General features: G+C 53.2%; 18 protein-coding genes and 1 pseudogene. 10 read left to right on the top strand and 9 right to left on the bottom strand.

Annotation, left to right across the window (positions count from 1 at the left end; genetic code table 11):
- Positions 1 to 46 precede the first annotated feature (46 nt).
- Positions 47 to 955, bottom strand: coding sequence for an SDR family oxidoreductase (locus ACQUTD_RS01220; RefSeq protein ID WP_072569876.1), 909 nt, complete (start codon positions 953 to 955; stop codon positions 47 to 49).
- A 264-nt stretch (positions 956 to 1,219) separates the two neighbouring features.
- Between ACQUTD_RS01220 and ACQUTD_RS01215 the strand changes: the two genes are divergently transcribed.
- The 3 genes from ACQUTD_RS01215 to ACQUTD_RS01205 all read left to right on the top strand — a co-directional run bounded on the left by ACQUTD_RS01215 (position 1,220) and on the right by ACQUTD_RS01205 (position 2,217).
- Complete coding sequence (locus tag ACQUTD_RS01215) at positions 1,220 to 1,453, top strand: hypothetical protein (RefSeq protein ID WP_318363798.1); 234 nt, start codon at positions 1,220 to 1,222, stop codon at positions 1,451 to 1,453.
- 104 nt (positions 1,454 to 1,557) lie between these two features.
- The gene (locus ACQUTD_RS01210) at positions 1,558 to 1,845 is read left to right on the top strand and encodes a hypothetical protein (protein WP_072569877.1); all 288 of its coding nucleotides are present in this window, start codon (positions 1,558 to 1,560) and stop codon (positions 1,843 to 1,845) included.
- 159 nt (positions 1,846 to 2,004) lie between these two features.
- A complete protein-coding gene (locus ACQUTD_RS01205; RefSeq protein WP_158684865.1) occupies positions 2,005 to 2,217 on the top strand; it encodes a hypothetical protein in 213 nt (70 codons plus the stop codon).
- 65 nt (positions 2,218 to 2,282) lie between these two features.
- On the opposite strand, the gene ACQUTD_RS01200 is transcribed toward ACQUTD_RS01205, so the two are convergent.
- The 3 genes and pseudogenes from ACQUTD_RS01200 to ACQUTD_RS01190 form a co-directional block, all read right to left on the bottom strand.
- The gene (locus tag ACQUTD_RS01200) at positions 2,283 to 2,531 is read right to left on the bottom strand and encodes a biofilm development regulator YmgB/AriR family protein (RefSeq protein ID WP_473276760.1); all 249 of its coding nucleotides are present in this window, start codon (positions 2,529 to 2,531) and stop codon (positions 2,283 to 2,285) included.
- Positions 2,532 to 2,719: 188 nt separating this feature from the next.
- On the bottom strand, positions 2,720 to 3,868 hold the full coding sequence (locus ACQUTD_RS01195) for an aminotransferase class I/II-fold pyridoxal phosphate-dependent enzyme (RefSeq protein WP_473276759.1): 1,149 nt from the start codon (positions 3,866 to 3,868) through the stop codon (positions 2,720 to 2,722).
- Positions 3,869 to 3,891: 23 nt separating this feature from the next.
- Positions 3,892 to 4,854: pseudogene (locus ACQUTD_RS01190) on the bottom strand (PLP-dependent cysteine synthase family protein); the annotation flags it as partial.
- Positions 4,855 to 5,250: 396 nt separating this feature from the next.
- Between ACQUTD_RS01190 and ACQUTD_RS01185 the strand changes: the two are divergent.
- From ACQUTD_RS01185 to ACQUTD_RS01165, 5 genes are all read left to right on the top strand, one after another.
- Positions 5,251 to 6,273: a methionine ABC transporter ATP-binding protein gene (locus tag ACQUTD_RS01185; protein ID WP_072569881.1), complete on the top strand. Its 1,023-nt coding sequence runs from the start codon at positions 5,251 to 5,253 to the stop codon at positions 6,271 to 6,273.
- The gene (locus tag ACQUTD_RS01180; protein WP_072569882.1) at positions 6,266 to 6,934 is read left to right on the top strand and encodes a methionine ABC transporter permease; all 669 of its coding nucleotides are present in this window, start codon (positions 6,266 to 6,268) and stop codon (positions 6,932 to 6,934) included. The genes ACQUTD_RS01185 and ACQUTD_RS01180 overlap by 8 nt, the downstream gene beginning before the upstream one ends.
- Positions 6,935 to 6,961: 27 nt before the next feature.
- A complete protein-coding gene (locus tag ACQUTD_RS01175; RefSeq protein ID WP_072569883.1) occupies positions 6,962 to 7,774 on the top strand; it encodes a MetQ/NlpA family ABC transporter substrate-binding protein in 813 nt (270 codons plus the stop codon).
- Positions 7,775 to 7,930: 156 nt separating this feature from the next.
- Entirely contained in the window at positions 7,931 to 9,112 is a 1,182-nt protein-coding gene (locus ACQUTD_RS01170) for an acetyl-CoA C-acetyltransferase (RefSeq protein WP_072569884.1), read from the top strand.
- 585 nt (positions 9,113 to 9,697) lie between these two features.
- A complete protein-coding gene (locus ACQUTD_RS01165; RefSeq protein WP_473276757.1) occupies positions 9,698 to 10,378 on the top strand; it encodes an oligogalacturonate-specific porin KdgM family protein in 681 nt (226 codons plus the stop codon).
- 180 nt (positions 10,379 to 10,558) lie between these two features.
- On the opposite strand, the gene ACQUTD_RS01160 is transcribed toward ACQUTD_RS01165, so the two are convergent.
- On the bottom strand, positions 10,559 to 11,734 hold the full coding sequence (locus ACQUTD_RS01160; RefSeq protein WP_473276756.1) for an oligogalacturonate lyase family protein: 1,176 nt from the start codon (positions 11,732 to 11,734) through the stop codon (positions 10,559 to 10,561).
- A 483-nt stretch (positions 11,735 to 12,217) separates the two neighbouring features.
- Between ACQUTD_RS01160 and kduI the strand changes: the two genes are divergently transcribed.
- Both kduI and kduD read left to right on the top strand, forming a co-directional pair.
- The gene (gene kduI / locus ACQUTD_RS01155) at positions 12,218 to 13,054 is read left to right on the top strand and encodes a 5-dehydro-4-deoxy-D-glucuronate isomerase (RefSeq protein ID WP_318374091.1); all 837 of its coding nucleotides are present in this window, start codon (positions 12,218 to 12,220) and stop codon (positions 13,052 to 13,054) included.
- Positions 13,055 to 13,116: 62 nt separating this feature from the next.
- Positions 13,117 to 13,878, top strand: a complete 762-nt coding sequence (gene kduD, locus ACQUTD_RS01150; protein ID WP_072569888.1) for a 2-dehydro-3-deoxy-D-gluconate 5-dehydrogenase KduD — start codon at positions 13,117 to 13,119, stop codon at positions 13,876 to 13,878.
- Positions 13,879 to 14,019: 141 nt separating this feature from the next.
- Here the strand turns inward: kduD and ACQUTD_RS01145 are convergent, their stop codons facing one another.
- The 4 genes from ACQUTD_RS01145 to ACQUTD_RS01130 are packed head-to-tail and all read right to left on the bottom strand — an operon-like array spanning position 14,020 to position 18,249.
- Positions 14,020 to 15,309: an extracellular solute-binding protein gene (locus ACQUTD_RS01145; RefSeq protein ID WP_473276755.1), complete on the bottom strand. Its 1,290-nt coding sequence runs from the start codon at positions 15,307 to 15,309 to the stop codon at positions 14,020 to 14,022.
- A gap of 14 nt (positions 15,310 to 15,323) precedes the next feature.
- Entirely contained in the window at positions 15,324 to 16,451 is a 1,128-nt protein-coding gene (locus tag ACQUTD_RS01140; RefSeq protein WP_318363806.1) for an ABC transporter ATP-binding protein, read from the bottom strand.
- Positions 16,452 to 16,463: 12 nt separating this feature from the next.
- Positions 16,464 to 17,366, bottom strand: a complete 903-nt coding sequence (locus ACQUTD_RS01135) for a carbohydrate ABC transporter permease (RefSeq protein ID WP_072569901.1) — start codon at positions 17,364 to 17,366, stop codon at positions 16,464 to 16,466.
- Complete coding sequence (locus ACQUTD_RS01130) at positions 17,359 to 18,249, bottom strand: carbohydrate ABC transporter permease (RefSeq protein ID WP_318363807.1); 891 nt, start codon at positions 18,247 to 18,249, stop codon at positions 17,359 to 17,361. Before ACQUTD_RS01130 ends, ACQUTD_RS01135 begins: the two co-directional genes overlap by 8 nt.
- Positions 18,250 to 18,637: the final 388 nt, after the last annotated feature.

Genomic DNA, 18,637 nt, shown 5'->3' with positions numbered 1-18,637 from the left:
GGTATCGTAATCGCGTGTTAAACAAAAACTACGTCAGATCTTGCCGTTACAGCGTGCCGGTACCGCCATCGGAGCACCAGACCTGACCTGAGCTGTAGCTGTTTTCATTGGAGGCCAGCGTCACATAAATAGTGGCGATTTCGGCAGGCTGCCCGGGGCGACCCAGCGGCGCTGAGGCACCGAATTGCTCCAGTTTTTCCTGAGGCTGACCGCCGCAGGCCTGCAGAACCGTCCAGTATGGCCCCGGCGCGACCGCATTTACGCGGATGCCTTCTTCCGCCAGCTGTTGCGCCAGGGATTTGGTAAAGGCGGCAATGGACGCTTTAGTCTGGGCATAGTCCAGCAGCGTCGGGCTTGGCTGGTAGGCCTGTACAGACGAGGTGTTGATGATAGACGCGCCGCGTGGCAGATAATCCAGCGCCGCTTTGGTGATCCAGAACATCGCATAGACGTTGGTTTTAAAGGTGGCGTCAAAGTCTTCGGTAGACAGTTCGCGGATATGGTTGCGGAACTGCTGACGACCGGCGTTATTCACCAGCAGATCCAGCCCGCCTAACTCTTCGGCCGCCTGTTTGACCAGCTGCTGGCAGAAGGATTCGTCGCGAATATCGCCCGGGATCGCCACGGCTTTACGGCCTGCGGCGCGAATAAGTTCAATTACCTCGCGGGCATCTTCTTCTTCCGCCGGCAGGTAGTTGATGGCGACGTCTGCGCCTTCACGGGCATAGGCAATGGCCACCGCGCGGCCAATACCGGAATCGCCGCCGGTGATCAGCGCTTTTCTGCCTTCCAGACGACCACTGCCCTTATAGGAGGTTTCGCCGTGATCGGGACGCGGATTCATTTTACAGGCCAGGCCAGGGAAGGGTTGATGCTGACGTTCAAACGGGGGAACCGGATAGTTGTCTGCCGGATTGGAGATACCTGCGGTGGTGACGCCGTTTTTATTGCTCATGTTTCGCTCCTTCTGTGTGGCTTTGGGTCTATTAAGCATAGATCATCAGCGTGAAATGCCAGTTTTCTCGGAATTTTGCACATAAAAAGTTGCTTAAAAGGCATTTGCCGCTTCGTTTAGCCAGCCTGGAAAAATCTGCAATTCGCAATGCTGGCTTGCGCCATGCCGCAAGGTGCAAAATACTTGAAGCATTGAAAATCGTTTGGTTTTTGGTTGCAGATGTGGCAAAGCCCACCGACAACCGCTGAAACGAGTGAGGATGTGGTGACAGACACTTACAAAAATGCTTCTGGCAACAGCACGTCTTTACCTGCGCTTGCGCCCCCGTCCGGGGAAGAGACGCTGGGAAGGGTGGTGATGGAAATGCTGCGAGGCGGACAGGAAATCAACCGGCATAGCCTGTGCGTCAAACTGGCCGCGCAGATTGACCTTTCAACCGATCCGGCGCTGGAAGCGCAGCTGAGTGAACTTCTTGGTCTGGTGCTAAATAAAAGTTAAAATTCATTGTGAATATCTATGTCCAGGCCCTTTCTTTCCGCCGCTGACGCAGCCATACTCACCGGGTTACACCGTGCCTAACGGTAACAATAATGAGAGGCTCAATGAGCAAAAATGATAAGGAAAGACTGGTAGATACCATCATGGGGGAAGCGGTGTTGCATCTTCTCGAAAATGATGACAACGTTTCCTTTGATGCGCTTATCGGCCAGTTACAGGAAAATCTGCAAAATGAAACCGACCGGGAAAGGCGCGATGCTTTCCGGACCGCCATTAACGGTGTTCATCAGTTCCGGTCGCTGCAAACTCAATCGGTGAGCACGCCGGGATCGCTAAAGCAGAGTTTGCGCAGTTCGCTGGCGCAGAAAAGTACTTCTACCACTAAACACTAATACCACTAAACACTAATCTGTCCCTCTGCTTAACCTTCGGGTTAGCAGAGTTCGCCCTTCTAATCAGACTTGCTCTGGCATGCTTCATCGATGCTCCTGTGACTTTGATAATGGCTCCGGCCATAGAAGAAGACATCCCACCCCGCATTGAGAGTGCAATTGAAAGAAGATGAACAGATTTTTCTTGAAAATATTCAAGAGGCTATCGGCGAGGCTGCGACTCATCTTATGAGTAACGGTCATGCTATAGACGCCGAAAATATCATCCTCGTACTGCGCGCACGCCGTATGATGACGACCGATCCACACCACCAGCACGTTTTTGAAGGAGCCTGTAAGTTACTTAAGGTTCGGGTAAAACAATCCGCGTAATCTCAGAATTCACACCGGTCAGCCGTGCGTGTTTCACGGTAGACCGGGTGGATTTTTATCAAAACTTACAGGTCATCTGGCGTTTGCTGAACAATCTTTTCCAGCGCGCTGCGATAGACATCCAGTTTTACAACTTCCTCTTCCGTCTCAAGTAAGCGGATCACCGCCAGAATAAGGTTCTTATTGGTGACCTCTATCTGGTTACGCTTCAGACTTGCCGAAAGCTCCTGGATGAACAGTCTTTCGGCTTCAAACGTCTGCGCGCTCTGGCCGAAGTATTCATTCAACTGTTCTTCTGATGTCGCGGTGTGCATAAAAGATCCTCAAAATTCATAACGTTTTCCTCTCAATATGGCGAGAGGGTATGAGTAACCGAATAAAATTAGTCATCATTAAGATTATCCGCAATATGGCACGTGCAATTTCTTCAAAAATTTTTTACGCAAACGTTAACTATTTTAAGAATGTGCTTATCAAATGTTAAGCGCAGTTCTGTAACAGCTTAATCTTCTGCCAGTGCCTGTTTCAGATCTTCCAGCAGATCCTTCTCATCTTCGATCCCAACCGATAACCGAATTAACTGCGGCGTAATGCCGTTAGCGAGACGTTGCGCCAGCGGGATAGAGGCGTGGGTCATAAAGAACGGCTGGCTCACCAGGCTTTCCACGCCGCCGAGGCTTTCCGCCAGCGTAAAGAGCGTCAGACGGCTGATGATTTGCGCGGCACGCTGTTCATCGCCTTTCACCACGATGGAGATCATACCGCCCGGCAGCGCCATCTGGCGGCGGGCCAGCTGATACTGCGGATGTGATTCCAGCCACGGGAAAAAGACCTGTTCAACCTGCGGCTGCTGTTCCAGCCATTGCGCCAGCCACAGGGCGTTGCTGCTGTGCCGCTCAATACGCAGCGCCAGAGTGCGGATGCCGCGCAGGGTGAGAAAACTGCTGAAGGGATCGAGCACGCCGCCGACGGCGTTTTGCAGATAGCCAAGTTGTTCAGCCAGTTCAGGGCGATCGCCCACCACCGCCAGCCCGGCCACCACGTCCGAATGACCGTTAAGGTATTTGGTGGCGGAGTGCACCACGATGTCAAAACCCAGCGCCAGCGGACGATGGATCAGCGGCGAGGCAAAGGTGTTATCCGCCACGCTGATCAGGTTGTGGCGTCTGGCGATGGCGGCGATGGCTTCCAGATCCGCCAGCTTCAGCAGCGGGTTGGTCGGCGTTTCCACCCAGATCATCCGTGTGTCCGGGCGGATCGCCGCCTCCAGACCCGCCAGATCATCCGGCTTCACCCAGCTCACCCGTAAGCCCGTGCTGCGGCGTCGCACGTTTTCGATTAAACGGTAGGTGCCGCCGTAGACGTCGTCGATGGCGACAATGTGGCTGTCTTTGTCCAGCAGCTCCAGCACCGTGGAAATGGCCGCCAGCCCAGAGGCGAAGGCGTAGCCGCGCGCACCGCCTTCCAGTTCGGCGATGGAGCTCTCCAGCGCGTGACGCGTCGGGTTGCCGCTACGGGAGTATTCGTAGCCGGTGTGCTGACCCGGCGCAGGCTGCGCAAAGGTGGAGGTGGCGTAAATCGGCGGCATTACCGCGCCATGCTGATCGTTAAACGCGCCGCTGTGCACGCTGAGGGTATGTAATGTTTTCATTTTTCTTCCTTATACACATCGTTGATCAGACCCTGCTCGCGCAGCCAGTCGTCGTTAAACATTTTTGAGAGATATTTGTTGCCGCTGTCGCAGGCGAAGGTCACCACGCGTTTCGGTGTGGTCTGGGCGGCGCAGTAGCGCAGCGCCGCCGCCAGCAGCGTACCGGTGGAGGATCCGGCGAGCACGCCTTCTCGCTGTAGCAGCAGGCGCGCGGTGGCAAAGGCGTCGGCATCGCTGACGCGATACGCCTGTCTGACGCCGTCGATAAGCGCAAGCGGTGGGACAAAGTCTTCGCCGATGCCCTCCACCCGCCATGATCCCGCCTCGCCGTGTCGCCCGCTGTCCACCTGATCGGCAAGAATGGAGCCTTCGGGATCCGCCAGCACAAATTCGGTATGCGGTGAGTGGCGGGCAAACCAGGCTTGCAGGCCGCCGAGGGTGCCGCCAGAGCCGACGCCGACGACAATGGCGTCCACGCGCCCGTCGAGCTGATCATATATCTCTTTGGCGGTGACGGCATGGGCCAGCGGATTGGCCGGATTGTTAAACTGGTCGATGTAATAGGCGCCGGGCATATCCTGCGCCAGACGCAGAGCGTAATCCTGGTAATACTCCGGATGGCCTTTGGTGACGTCCGAGCGGGTAAGCACCACCTCTGCGCCCAGCGCGCGCAGGTGGAATATCTTCTCGCGGCTCATTTTATCCGGCACAACCAGCACCACCTTGTAGCCTTTTTGCGCGGCGATCAGCGCCAGCCCCAGCCCGGTATTGCCCGCGGTGGCTTCAATAATGGTGCCGCCCGGCTTGAGTAAACCTTCTTTCTCGGCAGCCTCGATCATCGACAGCGCCACCCGATCTTTAATCGACCCGCCGGGATTCTGGTTTTCCAGCTTCAGGAACAGCTCACAGGGCCCGCGATGAAGCTTATGCAGCTGGAGCAGCGGCGTATGGCCGATTAATTCAGTGACAGAATGGGCAACAGACATGGTGTGCGATCCGTAGTTAACACGATGCCTGGATAATAGGTCTGCGATTTTCGCGGATTAAAGAATCTTTCTCTGCATTTTAGACCGAAAAGGAATATCACCTGCTGTTCAGCCATCAGGAAGTAAATCCCTGTAGACATCCGGACGTGTTGATTGCTATAAAACGGCACTTTTGCCGTAAAAACAGGCGAATGGCGCATAAATTGTCCGTGATTTATGCGTTTTTTAGCTAACCAATGCTGAAAATATCCATTACACAGCCAACCCTTTTGCCATGCTGGTTATAGCTAACAGGTATAAGCAATGATGATTAAGTTATTTCAATTATAATTGCGACAGATTATTATCGTCTGGACATCCATACTGCTAAACCGCCAAAACGGATAAAACACATACATGATCGTCCTTCGGAATATTTCCAAGATTTTTGACCACGGAAAGGTGCCTATCACCGCCGTGGATAGCGTTAACCTGACGGTGGAGCAGGGACAAATTTACGGCATTATTGGCTACAGCGGCGCAGGAAAAAGCACGCTGATCCGTCTGCTTAACGGTCTGGAAAAACCGACCTCCGGGGATGTCACCATCAACGGGCAGAATATTTCCAGCGCCGAGGGCGAAGCGTTGCGCCAGGCGCGTCTGAAGATCAGCATGGTCTTTCAGCACTTTAACCTGCTGTGGTCGCGCACCGTCAGCGAGAACATCGCTTTTTCGATGCAGATTGCCGGTGTGCCGAAAGCGAAAATCGCCGCCCGCGTGGCGGAGCTGATTGAGCTGGTGGGGCTGACCGGGCGCGAAAAAGCCTACCCGTCGCAGCTCAGCGGCGGCCAGAAACAGCGCGTCGGTATTGCCCGCGCGCTGGCCAACAGCCCGGACGTGCTGCTGTGTGACGAAGCCACCTCGGCGCTCGATCCGCAGACCACCGATCAAATTCTCGATCTGCTGCTGGATATTAATCGCCGCTTTAAGCTGACCATTGTGCTGATCACCCATGAGATGCACGTGGTGCGCAAGATCTGCGATCGCGTGGCGGTAATGGAAAACGGCAAAGTGGTGGAAGAGGGCGATGTGCTTCAGGTGTTTACCCATCCGCAGCAGCCGATCACCCGCCAGTTTGTGCGCCAGGTGAGCCAGTACGCGGAGGAAGAGGCCTTTAACCCGGCGCTGGCGTCCGGTCTTGACGGTAGCATTATCAAACTGACCTTTACCGGCAATAAAACCTATCAACCGGTGGTCAGTGAACTGACGCTGCGCTACGGCCTGTCGTTTAATATTCTGCACGGCAAAATGACGCAAACCGCACATGGCCTGTTCGGTCAGCTGTGGGTACATGTGGTGGCAAATCAGGAACAACTGAACAATATCCTTGCCGATCTGCAACAGAGTGATATTGAAGGCGAGGTAATTAAGCATGATTGAGAATTTACTGCCCCACCTGAAATGGGACCAGCTGTGGGCGGCGACGCTCGAAACCTTATATATGACGGCGCTGTCCGGCGTGGCGACCTTTGCGCTCGGCCTGCTGCTGGGGCTGGCGCTGTTCCTGACCGCCAAAGGCGGCCTGTTCCAGAATAAGCCGCTGTACAGCGTGATTTCGGTGGTGGTGAACGTGTTCCGTTCCATCCCGTTCATCATTTTGATTGTATTACTGATCCCCTTCACCAAGACGATTGTCGGCACCATTCTCGGCGCGGATGCGGCACTGCCGGCGCTGATTGTCGGCGCGGCGCCTTTTTATGCCCGCCTGGTGGAAATCGCCCTGCGTGAAGTGGATAAAGGGGTGATTGAAGCGACGCGTTCAATGGGCGCGCGCCTCAGCACCCTCGTATTCCGGGTATTAATCCCTGAATCCTCGCCTGCGTTGGTGTCCGGTATTACCGTCACGCTGATCGCGCTGGTGAGCTATAGCGCCATGGCAGGTGTTATCGGTGCCGGTGGCTTAGGAAATCTTGCATATCTGGAAGGATTCCAGCGTAACCATAATGACGTCACGCTGGTGGCGACAGTAACCATTCTGGTGATTGTCTTCATCATTCAGTTCTGCGGCGACGTGTTGACCTCTCTGTTAGACAAACGCTAAACATAACAATTACTGGAAACCAACATCATGAAAAAGACACTGACACTGATTGCCGCAGCCACTCTGAGCGCCCTGAGCTTTGCTTCCTGGGCCGATACCCTGACCGTGGGCGCATCCAATGTGCCGCACGCGGAAATTCTTGAGCAGGCGAAGCCGATCCTCGCCAAAGAGGGTATCGATCTGGAAATCCGTCCGTTCCAGGACTACATCCTGCCGAACACCGCGCTGGCAAGCCGCGATATCGACGCCAACTATTTCCAGCACATCCCGTATCTGAACAGCGTGCTGAAAGATCATGCGGATGACAAAACTTATGATTTCGTCAATGCGGGCGCAATCCACATTGAGCCAATTGGTATCTACTCCAAAAAATACAAATCGCTGAAAGATTTGCCGGAAGGCGGCAAAGTCATCATGCGTGACGCGGTGGCGGAAGAAGGTCGTATCCTGTCTATCTTCGAGAAAGAGGGCGTGATCAAACTGAAGCCGGGCATCGACAAAGTGACCGCGCGCATCAGCGATATCGTGGAAAACCCGAAAAAGCTGAAGTTCCTGCCGAACGTCGAAGGTTCTCTGCTGCCGCAGATGTATAACAACGACGAAGGCGATGCTGTGGTGATCAATGCGAACTACGCCATCGATGCTGGCCTGGATCCGGTGAAAGATCCGATTGCCGTGGAAAGCGGCGAAAACAACCCGTACGCCAATATCATCACTGTGCATCGCGGCGATGAGAAGAAAAAAGAGATCGTCGAGCTGGTGAAAGTGCTGCACTCGAAAGAAATTCAGGAGTGGATCCGCACCAAATATAAAGGCGCGGTGATCCCGGTTAACAACTAATCCAGCCCCTTCACGCGTCGGCTGCCGCTGGCGCGTGTTTCCCCCATCCTGCCGTATGAAATTCCTCTGTGATAGTAGTCACCAATTCTAAACAATTAAGAAAATAGTTAATAACAATCCTCTACTATTGCCGGGACAAGCTGAGCAGAGGTAGAGATGAAAGATGTCGTGATCGTAGGGGCCGTGCGCACGCCTATTGGCTGTTTTCAGGGCGCTTTATCTCGTCATTCTGCGGTGGAACTCGGCAGTCTGGTGGTTAAAGCGCTTATCGAACGCAGTGGCGTGATCCCACAGCATATAGATGAAGTTATCCTCGGACAGGTGTTAACCGCCGGCGCCGGGCAAAACCCTGCCCGCCAGACGGCGATCAAGGGCGGGCTACCGAATTCGGTGTCGGCTATCACCATTAATGATGTCTGCGGATCCGGGCTGAAAGCGCTGCATCTGGCGACCCAGGCGATCCAGTGCGGCGAGGCGGATATCGTCATCGCTGGCGGCCAGGAAAACATGAGCCGTGCGCCACACGTGCTGACGGACAGCCGCACCGGCGCGCCGCTTGGCAACAGCCAGCTGATCGACAGCCTGGTGCATGACGGCCTGTGGGACGCCTTTAATGATTATCATATGGGCGTGACGGCGGAGAACCTGGCGCGGGAGTACGGCATCAGCCGTGAGCGCCAGGATGATTACGCCTTACGCTCCCAGCAAAAAGCCCGCGCCGCGATAGACGCGGGGCGCTTTCGCGACGAAATCGTGCCGGTGCTGGTGGATCGCCCCGGCGGGCAGACGCTGCGGGTGGAGTGCGACGAGCAGCCGCGCACCGACGCCAGCGCCGAAGGGCTGGCGGGGCTAAGTCCGGTCTTTGATCGCAGCGGTTCGGTGACGGCGGGCAATGCGTCATCCATTAACGACGGCGCAGCGGCGGTGCTGATGATGAGTGAAAGCAAGGCGCTGGAACTTAACCTGCCGATCATGGCCCGTATCCGGGCTTTTGCCAGCGTCGGGGTCGATCCGGCGCTGATGGGCATTGCGCCGGTATATGCCACGCGGCGCTGCCTTGAACGCGCGGGATGGCAGCTACAGGATGTCGATCTGATCGAGGCCAACGAAGCTTTTGCGGCGCAGGCGCTGTCGGTCGGGCAGATCCTGGAATGGGACGAGCGGCGGGTAAACGTTAACGGCGGGGCCATTGCGCTGGGGCATCCGATTGGCGCGTCCGGCTGCCGTATTCTGGTGTCGCTGGTGCATGAAATGGTGAAACGGCGGGCGCACAAGGGCCTGGCGACGCTGTGCATTGGCGGCGGGCAGGGCGTGGCGCTGGCGATCGAGCGCGATTGAGTTTTTGTCTTTTGTGCCGGGCGGCGCTGTGTTTGCCCGGCCTGGGTTTATGGCTGTTTTGCCGGGCGGCGCTACGCTTGCCCGGCCTACGTTTGTGGTGTTGGGTCTCTGTGTAGGCCCGGCAAGCTTGCGCCGCCGGGCGTGCCAGACTCCTCCTCTCAACTCCCCCCCCCGATAAACACAAATAAGCTAATCCTTACTGTTTTAAATTTTTTGAAATTAAAACTTCTTCCTGCAAATTAATCCTGATGCCATGGGTAATGAATAATTATAAATTTAATGATGACTTAAAAATAAAGTAACAACAGGTACTATATGTCTGCTAATCCACTATCATGCTGATAAATATAGGTTTTCATTTTTTATGAAATCTTTGTTGTTTCTACGTTAATAATATATTTATGTGATCACAGTCTTTATTTAATGGCATTATCACAAATTATTATTGATGCTCATCACGTCTTCCCGCTCTGCTTTTCAGGAAACAAATAATTACGATCCGGATCACTAAAAAATCCTTTTTAAAAAAATAAAATGCAGTCTCATAAAAACGGAACGATATTTTAAATTTTTGAGGGTTTTTTCATGGTTAAAAAGTCTCTGGTCCTTGCGTCTCTCATTGGTGCATCATTTGCGGCCCAGGCCGTAACCGTTGACCTGCGTCACGAATATATTGACAGTGGCAGCAACGCCGACCGTGTTTCTGTATCCCACCGTTTTGATAATGGCATCGGTTTTGGTGTGGAAGCAAAATGGAAATCAGGCGGTGAAGATGCAGATAAACCATTAACCGAAATTGTAGGTAATGGCCATGAAGAATCCATTAACTGGCGCTGGAAGGCGACAGACAATTTTGCGCTGACGCCAGGTTTTAATATTGAAAGTAAAGACACCTTCTCCATTTATAAACCGTATCTGCATGCGCAATACACGTTTGACAGCGGCTTTTATGTAGCGGGTCGTTACCGCTATGAGTACACCCGTAACCCGTACTCAGATGTAGTTGATAACAAAGTAAATAAATTCGACGCCTGGGTGGGCTGGGCGATGGGCGACTGGCGTACCGAGCTGAACTACGTCTATGCCAAAAGCACCGAAGACGTGGTTCGTGAAAATGGTAAAAACTACTCCAACGAATATAACGCCAAGCTGGCTTACAAATGGGATAAAAACTGGTCGCCGTATGTTGAGCTGGGTAACGTTGGCGTGAGAAATACCGATGAGCGTCAGACCCGTTATCGTGTAGGCGTCGCATATTCCTTCTGATATAAAACTTACCCTCATGAGATGCCCCGGCGCAGTTAGTCGGGGTTTTCTCGTTTTTGCTATTTATGGCACTGGCAGACAATCTAATAAAATAATAATAAGCGGATTTAAAGGATATTATAAATAAAAAAAAGGCCCTCCCGAAGGAGGGCAAGGCCAGTTACAGAAACACTAACTCAATTACGCTTGCAACATTTCACGCTGCTCAGGAAGCTTCGCAATATAAAGGGCGGGTTTGCCATCTTTATCGGAGCTAAACAGGATCGCACTATCGTCCGGCGTAAAGGACGGGTGCGGGTGAGTCACCTGACGACTGTTTTCAAAGGTGGCCCATGAGGTATCGTGACGCGCCACGCGGAAATACGCGCGCTGCGCCACATCAAAGACATAAAGATATGGATCGTTATCGATGGTGTAGCCGCCGGTGTCCTTTACATCAACCGGCGTGCCGGAACCGTCGCCGACCAGCAGCGTGCCGTCGAAATTGCTCATCAGATGTGAACAGGCGGGCATCTGCATGACGTCTTCATTCACACCGGTGTCCGGATTAAAACGGGAGATCGTGCGGCCCTGTTGTCCTTTCAGATAAGAGACGTACACCAGCGCGGAACCGTCCGGCACCCAGAACTCATGGGTGCAGCTTTCGCCTTCGGCGTGATCTTTCACTTTACGCACATTGCTGCCGTCTTCATTAACCAGCCACATGCGGGCGTCGATCAGATCGTGCGGGCCTTCGTGGCAGAACGCCACGGTGTTGTCATCGAATGGACGGTAAATCGGGTGGCCGAGCCAGATCTTCTCATCGTGGATCACTGAGCTTTCGCCGCTCTGCAAATCAATTCGCATCAGGCGGCAATGGGGACCTTTATGGAAAAAGTCATGGAACAGCTGCCAGTCGGTGAGCGGCGTCCAGTCGCTTTTCGCGATCTCAATGCCCACCAGTTTGGTGCAGTCGCTGTTGGCAACCCAGGTGCCGTAGCCTACCCAGTCGTCAGCCACGCGGTAGACTTCGCGCTCTTCAAAGGTGGTGAGGTTGACTTCGCGCAGGGTGCGATCGTTTTTTACGTAATAAAGGGAGCGATCGTCAGGAGAAAGGAAACCACCGAACGTATTGTCGCCACTGCCTTCTGTCAGCTGTACGGCTTCGGCCTTTTCAATATTCAGCAAGTAGTAGTTCCAGTGCCCGTCAAATTCACCGGCGAAAAGCAGATGACTGCCATCGTTGAAAAAACACTTCTGATAGAAGTAGTTACGATGGCAGGTGACTTCTGGTGGGGTTAAGCGGGTGATCTCCGCACCCGTATCGGGGTCACGGCTGACCTCATACTGAAGTTTTACCCGCATGCCTTTCGCCATAATGCGCTCCTTTTCCTGGTCCGGTTGTAGGGCGGTGTCCCAAAGAGTTGATGAGTTTAAAAGCTGGGTGTTAATTTATCAAAACATCGTTTCAATGTGTGTGACAGGTGGCGCACTTTATGAGGATCTCCTTAATTTATTTTACATAACGACGTCTGGCCCCGGTGCAGAAGCTCCGGGATCTTCGTTTTTCAACACTAAAACTCACTCAAAATGGGTAAATTTAAAGGTATTTTAAGTGTTTGTTTTAAATGATTTTTATTCGAGAGGAAAACGCCAGAGTTAATCCTGTCTTGTTGTCAACTGCGTACAATCGTGATCCTCTTTACACTTTTACTATTTAATTACAGAAAAAGTGAAACGTTGTTTTATTTGGAATTGAAAACACGTTTTAAGCGGGATACTATGTGCCCATACTGCAAGCGGAACACTGTTTTAATGCTTCGCTGCATGACATCTCAGTCAGTTTCTTTGGAGGTTAATGTGGAAGTCAGACAAAGCATCCACAGCGCGCACGCAAAAACACTGGATACCCAGGGGCTGCGCGATGAGTTTTTAGTTGAGAAAGTGTTCGTCGCGGATGAGTACACCATGGTGTACAGCCACATTGACCGCATCATCGTCGGCGGCATTATGCCAGCGGCCAAAACCGTGTCTGTGGGCGGCGAAGTGGGCAAACAGCTCGGCGTAAGCTACTTCCTTGAGCGCCGCGAGCTGGGCGTGATCAACATCGGCGGCGCGGGCAGCATTACTGTTGACGGTCAGGTGTATGAAATCGGCCATCGCGATGCGTTGTATGTCGGTAAAGGCGCTAAAGAAGTGGTGTTTGCCAGCCGCGATGCGGCGAACCCGGCGAAGTTTTACTACAACTGCGCCCCGGCCCATACCACCTATCCGACCAAAAAAGTGACGCCGTCTGAAGTATCGCCGGTGACGCTGGGCGATCCGCTGACCAGTAACCGTCGCACCATCAATAAATATTTTGTCCCTGATGTGCTGGAAACCTGCCAGCTCAGCATGGGCCTGACCGAGCTTGAGCCGGGCAACCTGTGGAACACCATGCCGTGTCATACCCATGAGCGCCGCATGGAAGTCTACTTCTACTTCAACATGGACGAAGACGCCTGCGTGTTCCACATGATGGGGCAGCCGCAGGAAACGCGTCACATTGTGATGCACAACGAGCAAGCGGTGATCTCTCCGAGCTGGTCTATTCACTCAGGCGTGGGAACGCGCGCTTATACCTTTATCTGGGGTATGGTCGGCGAAAACCAGGTCTTTGATGATATGGACCACGTCGCCGTTAAGGATCTGCGCTAGTCGCGGACAGCATAAGTTAACTCTGCCTGTTCGTGCAGGCGCTGCAAGATTAAGGAACAAACATGATTCTGGATGCATTTTCTCTTCAAGGTAAAGTGGCCGTTGTCTCCGGTTGTGACACTGGTCTGGGTCAGGGTATGGCGCTGGGCCTGGCGGAAGCGGGCTGCGACATCGTGGGCATCAACATTGTTGAGCCGACGGAAACCATCGAACGCGTAACCGCGCTGGGCCGTCGTTTTCTGAGCCTGACCGCCGATCTGCGTCAGATTGACGGTATTCCTGAGCTGCTGGAACGCGCGGTCTCTGAATTCGGTCATATCGACATTCTGGTGAACAACGCCGGTCTTATTCGCCGTGAAGATGCGATTAACTTCAGCGAAAAAGACTGGGACGACGTGATGAACCTGAACATCAAGAGCGTGTTCTTTATGTCTCAGGCCGCGGCGAAACACTTTATCGCGCAGGGTAAAGGCGGCAAGATCATCAACATCGCGTCCATGCTCTCTTTCCAGGGCGGCATCCGCGTACCGTCTTACACCGCCTCGAAAAGCGCGGTGATGGGCGTGACCCGTCTGCTGGCGAACGAGTGGGCGCAGCACAACATCAACGTTAACGCGATTGCGCCGGGCTACATGGCAACTAATAACACCCAGCAGCTGCGTGCCGACGAAGAGCGTAGCGCGGCAATTCTTGAGCGTATCCCGGCGGGTCGTTGGGGTCTGCCGAGCGATCTGATGGGGCCGGTGGTGTTCCTGGCCTCCAGCGCGTCTGATTATATTAATGGATATACCGTGGCCGTTGACGGCGGCTGGCTGGCCCGTTAATACAGTATTTCTAATAACTAAAAACCCTGCCACGGCAGGGTTTTTTTATGGCTGCAATAAATGCCCACACATTATTACTCCTCCTGCAGGCAATAAAAAAGGGCAGCGGTGAGGCTGCCCTTACGCTTTTAGATTTAGCGATTAACGCATTGCGCGTTTCAGAATACGTTCTGCCTGACGCTGGAAGTCAGCGGCGGTTTCTTCCACGCTTTTCTGGCCGTAGTCGATATACTGCAATGCGGTCCCGAACTGTGCCACGATCTGCGGATCGTCAAAGTATGGCGATACCGTCAGTTTAGACGGCAGAGACTGCGCCAGACGCAGACCCGCTACCGCCGGATCTTCTTCTTTGATCGCGCCGCTGGCGGTCAGGGTTTCCACCGCCGCTTTACTCAGCGGTACACCGCGCTCCAGACCGAGGGTTTCCGCGCCTTCTTTGCTGTTCAGCAGGAAGTTAATCAGCTCGGCTGCTTCTTTCGGATGCTTAGTGGATTTACCGATAGAGAGCATTTGCGCCGGTTTGAAGAACAGGCCTGCATCGGTGGCGCCCTCCAGCATCGGATAGCTGCCCAGTTCCAGCTTCGCCGGTGGCTTCAGGTTGTCGGAGTATTTGGTGATAGTGGAGTTCCACATATAGGTGCCGCCCCATTCGCCTTCGATCCAGGGTTTCATCTCATACATGTTGCTCTTACCGAAGGACGCATAGTACTTGGTGTCCGGCATCACGTGGCTGTCGACAAGGTTCTTATAGGTCTGGAAGAACTCCACCCACTGCTCTTTGGTGTAAGAGAATTTTTTGGTTTTCTCGTCCACCGCCGGAATGTTGTATTTCTGGATCATATAAGAGTTCAGCAGCGCCAGCGTATCCTGGTGCTCCAGCACCACCGGGTAATACTGTTTGCCCAGCTTGCTTTCAAAGGTTTTGCCCGCGGCTTTCAGCTCGTCCCAGGTTTTCGGGTAGGCGACACCCGCTTTTTTCCAGGTCTCATCGTTGAAATAGAAAACGCGCGCCGTGACGGAGATCGGAATGCCATTCAGCTTGCCGTTAACGGTGGTGCTTTTCAGCTCTTTCGGATCGAACTGGCTTAAGTCAATAACGTCTTTCACCTGGTTCAGATCGTAGAAGCCGTCACCGGTTTTGGAAAAAATCGGCAGCCAGTTCCAGTTGGTCTGCATCACGTCAGGCTCAGTACCGCCGGCGATCTGTGTGGTCAGGCGGGAGAGGTGACCATCCCAGCCGGTGTATTCGGACTTTACGTTGATATTTGGATGTTGCTTGTGAAACTCTTCAAGCGCCTTGAGCGTCACCTGATGGCGGCCATTGCCCCCCCACCAGGACATACGCAGATCCACATTGTCTGCGGCGTAAGACGGTAAGGCACAGAGTCCCAGAGTGGCGGAGATAGCTGCGCTTAAAAGCACTTTTTTCATTTTTATGCTCCAGTTTAGAGAGAGATGTTCTGTTCGGTTTTCGCGTCAAAAATATGACACTTATCCATGTCAAACTTGAAGTACACCTTACGATGTAAACCTTTCGCTATCATCGGTTTGGCTACATCAGAAGGAATGCGGGCGGTCAGTTCATAGTTACCTACCTTCAGGTAAACAAAGAACTCATGACCCATGTTTTCCACGCGCACCAGATCGCCTGAGCCGTAGCCTTCTGCAAAAGGTTCGTCAGAGACGGAAACAAATTCCGGGCGCACGCCAAAGAAGACGTCCTGATCCTGATAATTTGCCACTTTTTCGCGCTGTTTCGCGTTCAGGGGTAGCGTTTCATCGCCAACGGTGATGTGCAGATCTTCACCTTTTCTGACGATTTTTCCCGGTTTGATGTTCATCTCTGGCGCGCCGATAAAGCCCGCCACGAACATGTTTTTCGGGAAATGGTAGAGGTTGTCCGGCGTATCCACCTGCATGATATGGCCGAGCTTCATCACGCAGATGCGGTCGCCCATGGTCATCGCTTCGGTCTGATCGTGCGTCACGTATACCGTGGTGGCCGGTTTGCCGGACTGTTTTAACTGCTTGTGCAGATCCGAAATACGGATGCGCATCGAGGCGCGCAGCTTGGCGTCAAGGTTGGAAAGGGGTTCATCGAACAGGAAAACGTCCGGCTTTTTCACAATCGCGCGGCCTACCGCCACACGCTGCGCCTGGCCGCCGGAAAGCTGACGCGGCAGCCTGTCCAGCAGCTCCTCCAGCTCAAGGATTTTCGCCGCTTCATCCACCTGCTTATCAATCTGATCTTTCGGCAGTTTGCTCAGCTTCAGGCCAAAGGCCAGATTTTCGCGCACCGTCATATGCGGGTAAAGCGCATAGTTCTGGAACACCATGGCGATACCGCGGGCTTTTGGCGCGAGGTTGTTCACCACGCGCTCGCCGATACGCACTTCGCCGCCGCTGATGGTTTCCAGGCCCGCCAGCATACGCAGGGTGGTGGACTTGGCGCAGCCGGATGGCCCGACGATCACCATAAACTCCCCGTCAGCGATTTTCAGGTCGATACCATGTACCGCTTTGAAGCCGTTGGAGTACACTTTTTCCAGTTTGTTGAAAATAACTTCAGCCATGATATTTCCCTCTTAACCTTTAATTCCGCTGCTGGTAACGCCCTGCACGAAGTAGCGCTGAGCCAGGAAGAACACAATGATGGACGGCAGAATGGAGATACTCGCCATTGCCAGAATTTCGTTCCACGGCGCGCCTTCAGTGACGTCGATGGACATTTTCAGCGCCAGGGCGATCGGATATTTGTCCACGCTGTAGACGTAGATCAGCGGCCCGATAAAGTCGTTCATTGACCACATGAACTGGAACAGCGCCACGGAGATAATCGCCGGTTTCAGGATCGGCACCACCACGTACCACAGTACCTGCGCCGAGTTACAGCCATCGATCTGCGCCGCTTCTTCCATGTCGCGCGGCACGCCGCGCAGGAACTGGATCAGCATGAAGACGAAGAACCCTTGCGTGGCGAACGCGGTCGGCAGATACAGCGGCAGATAGCTGTTCAGCATGCCCATTTCACGGAACATCAGGTACTGCGGGATCAGCAGCACGGTGCTTGGCAGCAACATGGTGGCGATAAGCGTCGCGAACCAGAACTTCTTCCATGGAATTTCAAAGCGCGCAAAACCGTAGGCCACAATGGTTGACGAGATGATGGTCAGCAGCACTTTCGGGATCACATATTTGAACGTGTTCCACATGTAATGGCCGAAGGTGTATTCCGTGCCGGTTTTCCAGCCGTTCACAAAGCCGTCGCTGGTCGGGTGGGCAGGCCACAGTCCGAGCGTGGTGAAGATCTCGTGGTTCGGTTTGAACGACGCCGAGAACATCCACGCCAGCGGATAGAGCATCAACAGGCCAACAAACAGCAGGATCACGTAGCGGATCGCGGCGCTGATCTTCTCTTTACGCTGCGTCTGCGCCACTTCGCGCTCTGCGTCTGTCATTGCAGGCGTAATTTGTTGTACGTCAGCCATTTTTGCCTCCCTTATCGGCGGAGTAGAACACCCAGTATTTTGAAGATTTAAAGGCGACAGAGGCGAAGAGTGCCACGACCAGGAACAGTACCCACGCCAGCGCTGCGCCATAGCCCATATCAAAGTACTTGAAGGCGGTGTCGTAGATATAGAGCGAGAACAGGTAGGTGTAGTAGGTCGGCCCGCCGCCGGTGATCACGTATGGCCCGGTAAATTCCTGGAAGGCCTGCGTGGTCTGCATAATGAAGTTGAAGAAAATGACCGGCGTGATCAGCGGCACCGTCACTTTCATGAACATCTGCCATTTGGATGCGCCGTCGATCATTGCCGCTTCATACTGTGATTGCGGAACGTTTTGCAGTGCGGCGAGGAAAATCACCATTGCCGAGCCAAACTGCCAGACGCGCAACAGGGTAACGGACATCAGCGCCAGCGACGGCTCGCCCAGCCAGTTAATGGGATCCAGACCAAACACGCCGATAAAGCTGTTTAGCAGACCATCAATGGCAAAGAGCGCGCGCCACAGCACGGCAATTGCCACAGAGCTGCCGAGGATCGATGGAATATAATAAGCGGTACGGAAAAAACCGATGCCGCGCAGTTTAAAGTTCAGTACAAACGCAATACCCAGCGCGAAGGCCAGCTTGAGGGGGATGGTTAAAAATACATAGGCAAAGGTCACGCCCATGGATTTCCAGAAGAGAGAATCTTCTGTCAGCATATAGCGATAGTTTTCTATGCCGTTAAATACCGGCGGGCTCATCAAATCGTACTCGGTAAAGCTGAGTACAAAAGATGAAACGAAGGGAAAGGCCGTAAAGATAATCAACCCTATGATATAGGGTGAAATCCAGGCTAATCCCAGTGCTCTGTTTTCATTCATACATACCTACCTGGCGATCAATGGTTTAAAACGGAACCGGAGATTTCTGGTGCCCGCACCGGTAAGGCGAAGGCGTAAATGTGCAAAATCTTTGCCCTTTTCCATGGGCGGTGTGAATGAGTTTTAAAATCTTCTGAACTCGCGTTCTTGATTTGTAAAACATCGTTTTAATTTATTTTATTGTGATTTGTTACGGCGTCATTCGATTAATCATGGAAATGTGATCAGAGTCGAAACGACGTTTCAATAAGGTGAGGTGTGTGTCATTTCTGCGAAAAAGATCTGATGTATAGACAGGGCGAATGACATACAGAACATGAATAAAACAAGGCGCAGCCAGAAATAGATCACCGCTAAAATCATTTACAGACTAAGTATTTAGCGCGTC

This window comes from Enterobacter sp. K510 (assembly GCF_055804875.1).
This window is presented reverse-complemented; position numbering and strand designations above follow the sequence as displayed.

What these genes read in the sequence shown, in the direction of transcription:
- ACQUTD_RS01220 (WP_072569876.1), bottom strand. Translation starts at nt 955, where the DNA reads ATGAGCAATAAAAACGGCGTCACCACCGCAGGTATCTCCAATCCGGCA.
- ACQUTD_RS01210 (WP_072569877.1), top strand. Translation starts at nt 1,558, where the DNA reads ATGAGCAAAAATGATAAGGAAAGACTGGTAGATACCATCATGGGGGAA.
- ACQUTD_RS01200 (WP_473276760.1), bottom strand. Translation starts at nt 2,531, where the DNA reads ATGCACACCGCGACATCAGAAGAACAGTTGAATGAATACTTCGGCCAG.
- ACQUTD_RS01195 (WP_473276759.1), bottom strand. Translation starts at nt 3,868, where the DNA reads ATGAAAACATTACATACCCTCAGCGTGCACAGCGGCGCGTTTAACGAT.
- ACQUTD_RS01185 (WP_072569881.1), top strand. Translation starts at nt 5,251, where the DNA reads ATGATCGTCCTTCGGAATATTTCCAAGATTTTTGACCACGGAAAGGTG.
- ACQUTD_RS01180 (WP_072569882.1), top strand. Translation starts at nt 6,266, where the DNA reads ATGATTGAGAATTTACTGCCCCACCTGAAATGGGACCAGCTGTGGGCG.
- ACQUTD_RS01175 (WP_072569883.1), top strand. Translation starts at nt 6,962, where the DNA reads ATGAAAAAGACACTGACACTGATTGCCGCAGCCACTCTGAGCGCCCTG.
- ACQUTD_RS01170 (WP_072569884.1), top strand. Translation starts at nt 7,931, where the DNA reads ATGAAAGATGTCGTGATCGTAGGGGCCGTGCGCACGCCTATTGGCTGT.
- ACQUTD_RS01165 (WP_473276757.1), top strand. Translation starts at nt 9,698, where the DNA reads ATGGTTAAAAAGTCTCTGGTCCTTGCGTCTCTCATTGGTGCATCATTT.
- ACQUTD_RS01160 (WP_473276756.1), bottom strand. Translation starts at nt 11,734, where the DNA reads ATGGCGAAAGGCATGCGGGTAAAACTTCAGTATGAGGTCAGCCGTGAC.
- kduD (WP_072569888.1), top strand. Translation starts at nt 13,117, where the DNA reads ATGATTCTGGATGCATTTTCTCTTCAAGGTAAAGTGGCCGTTGTCTCC.
- ACQUTD_RS01145 (WP_473276755.1), bottom strand. Translation starts at nt 15,309, where the DNA reads ATGAAAAAAGTGCTTTTAAGCGCAGCTATCTCCGCCACTCTGGGACTC.
- ACQUTD_RS01140 (WP_318363806.1), bottom strand. Translation starts at nt 16,451, where the DNA reads ATGGCTGAAGTTATTTTCAACAAACTGGAAAAAGTGTACTCCAACGGC.
- ACQUTD_RS01135 (WP_072569901.1), bottom strand. Translation starts at nt 17,366, where the DNA reads ATGGCTGACGTACAACAAATTACGCCTGCAATGACAGACGCAGAGCGC.
- ACQUTD_RS01130 (WP_318363807.1), bottom strand. Translation starts at nt 18,249, where the DNA reads ATGAATGAAAACAGAGCACTGGGATTAGCCTGGATTTCACCCTATATC.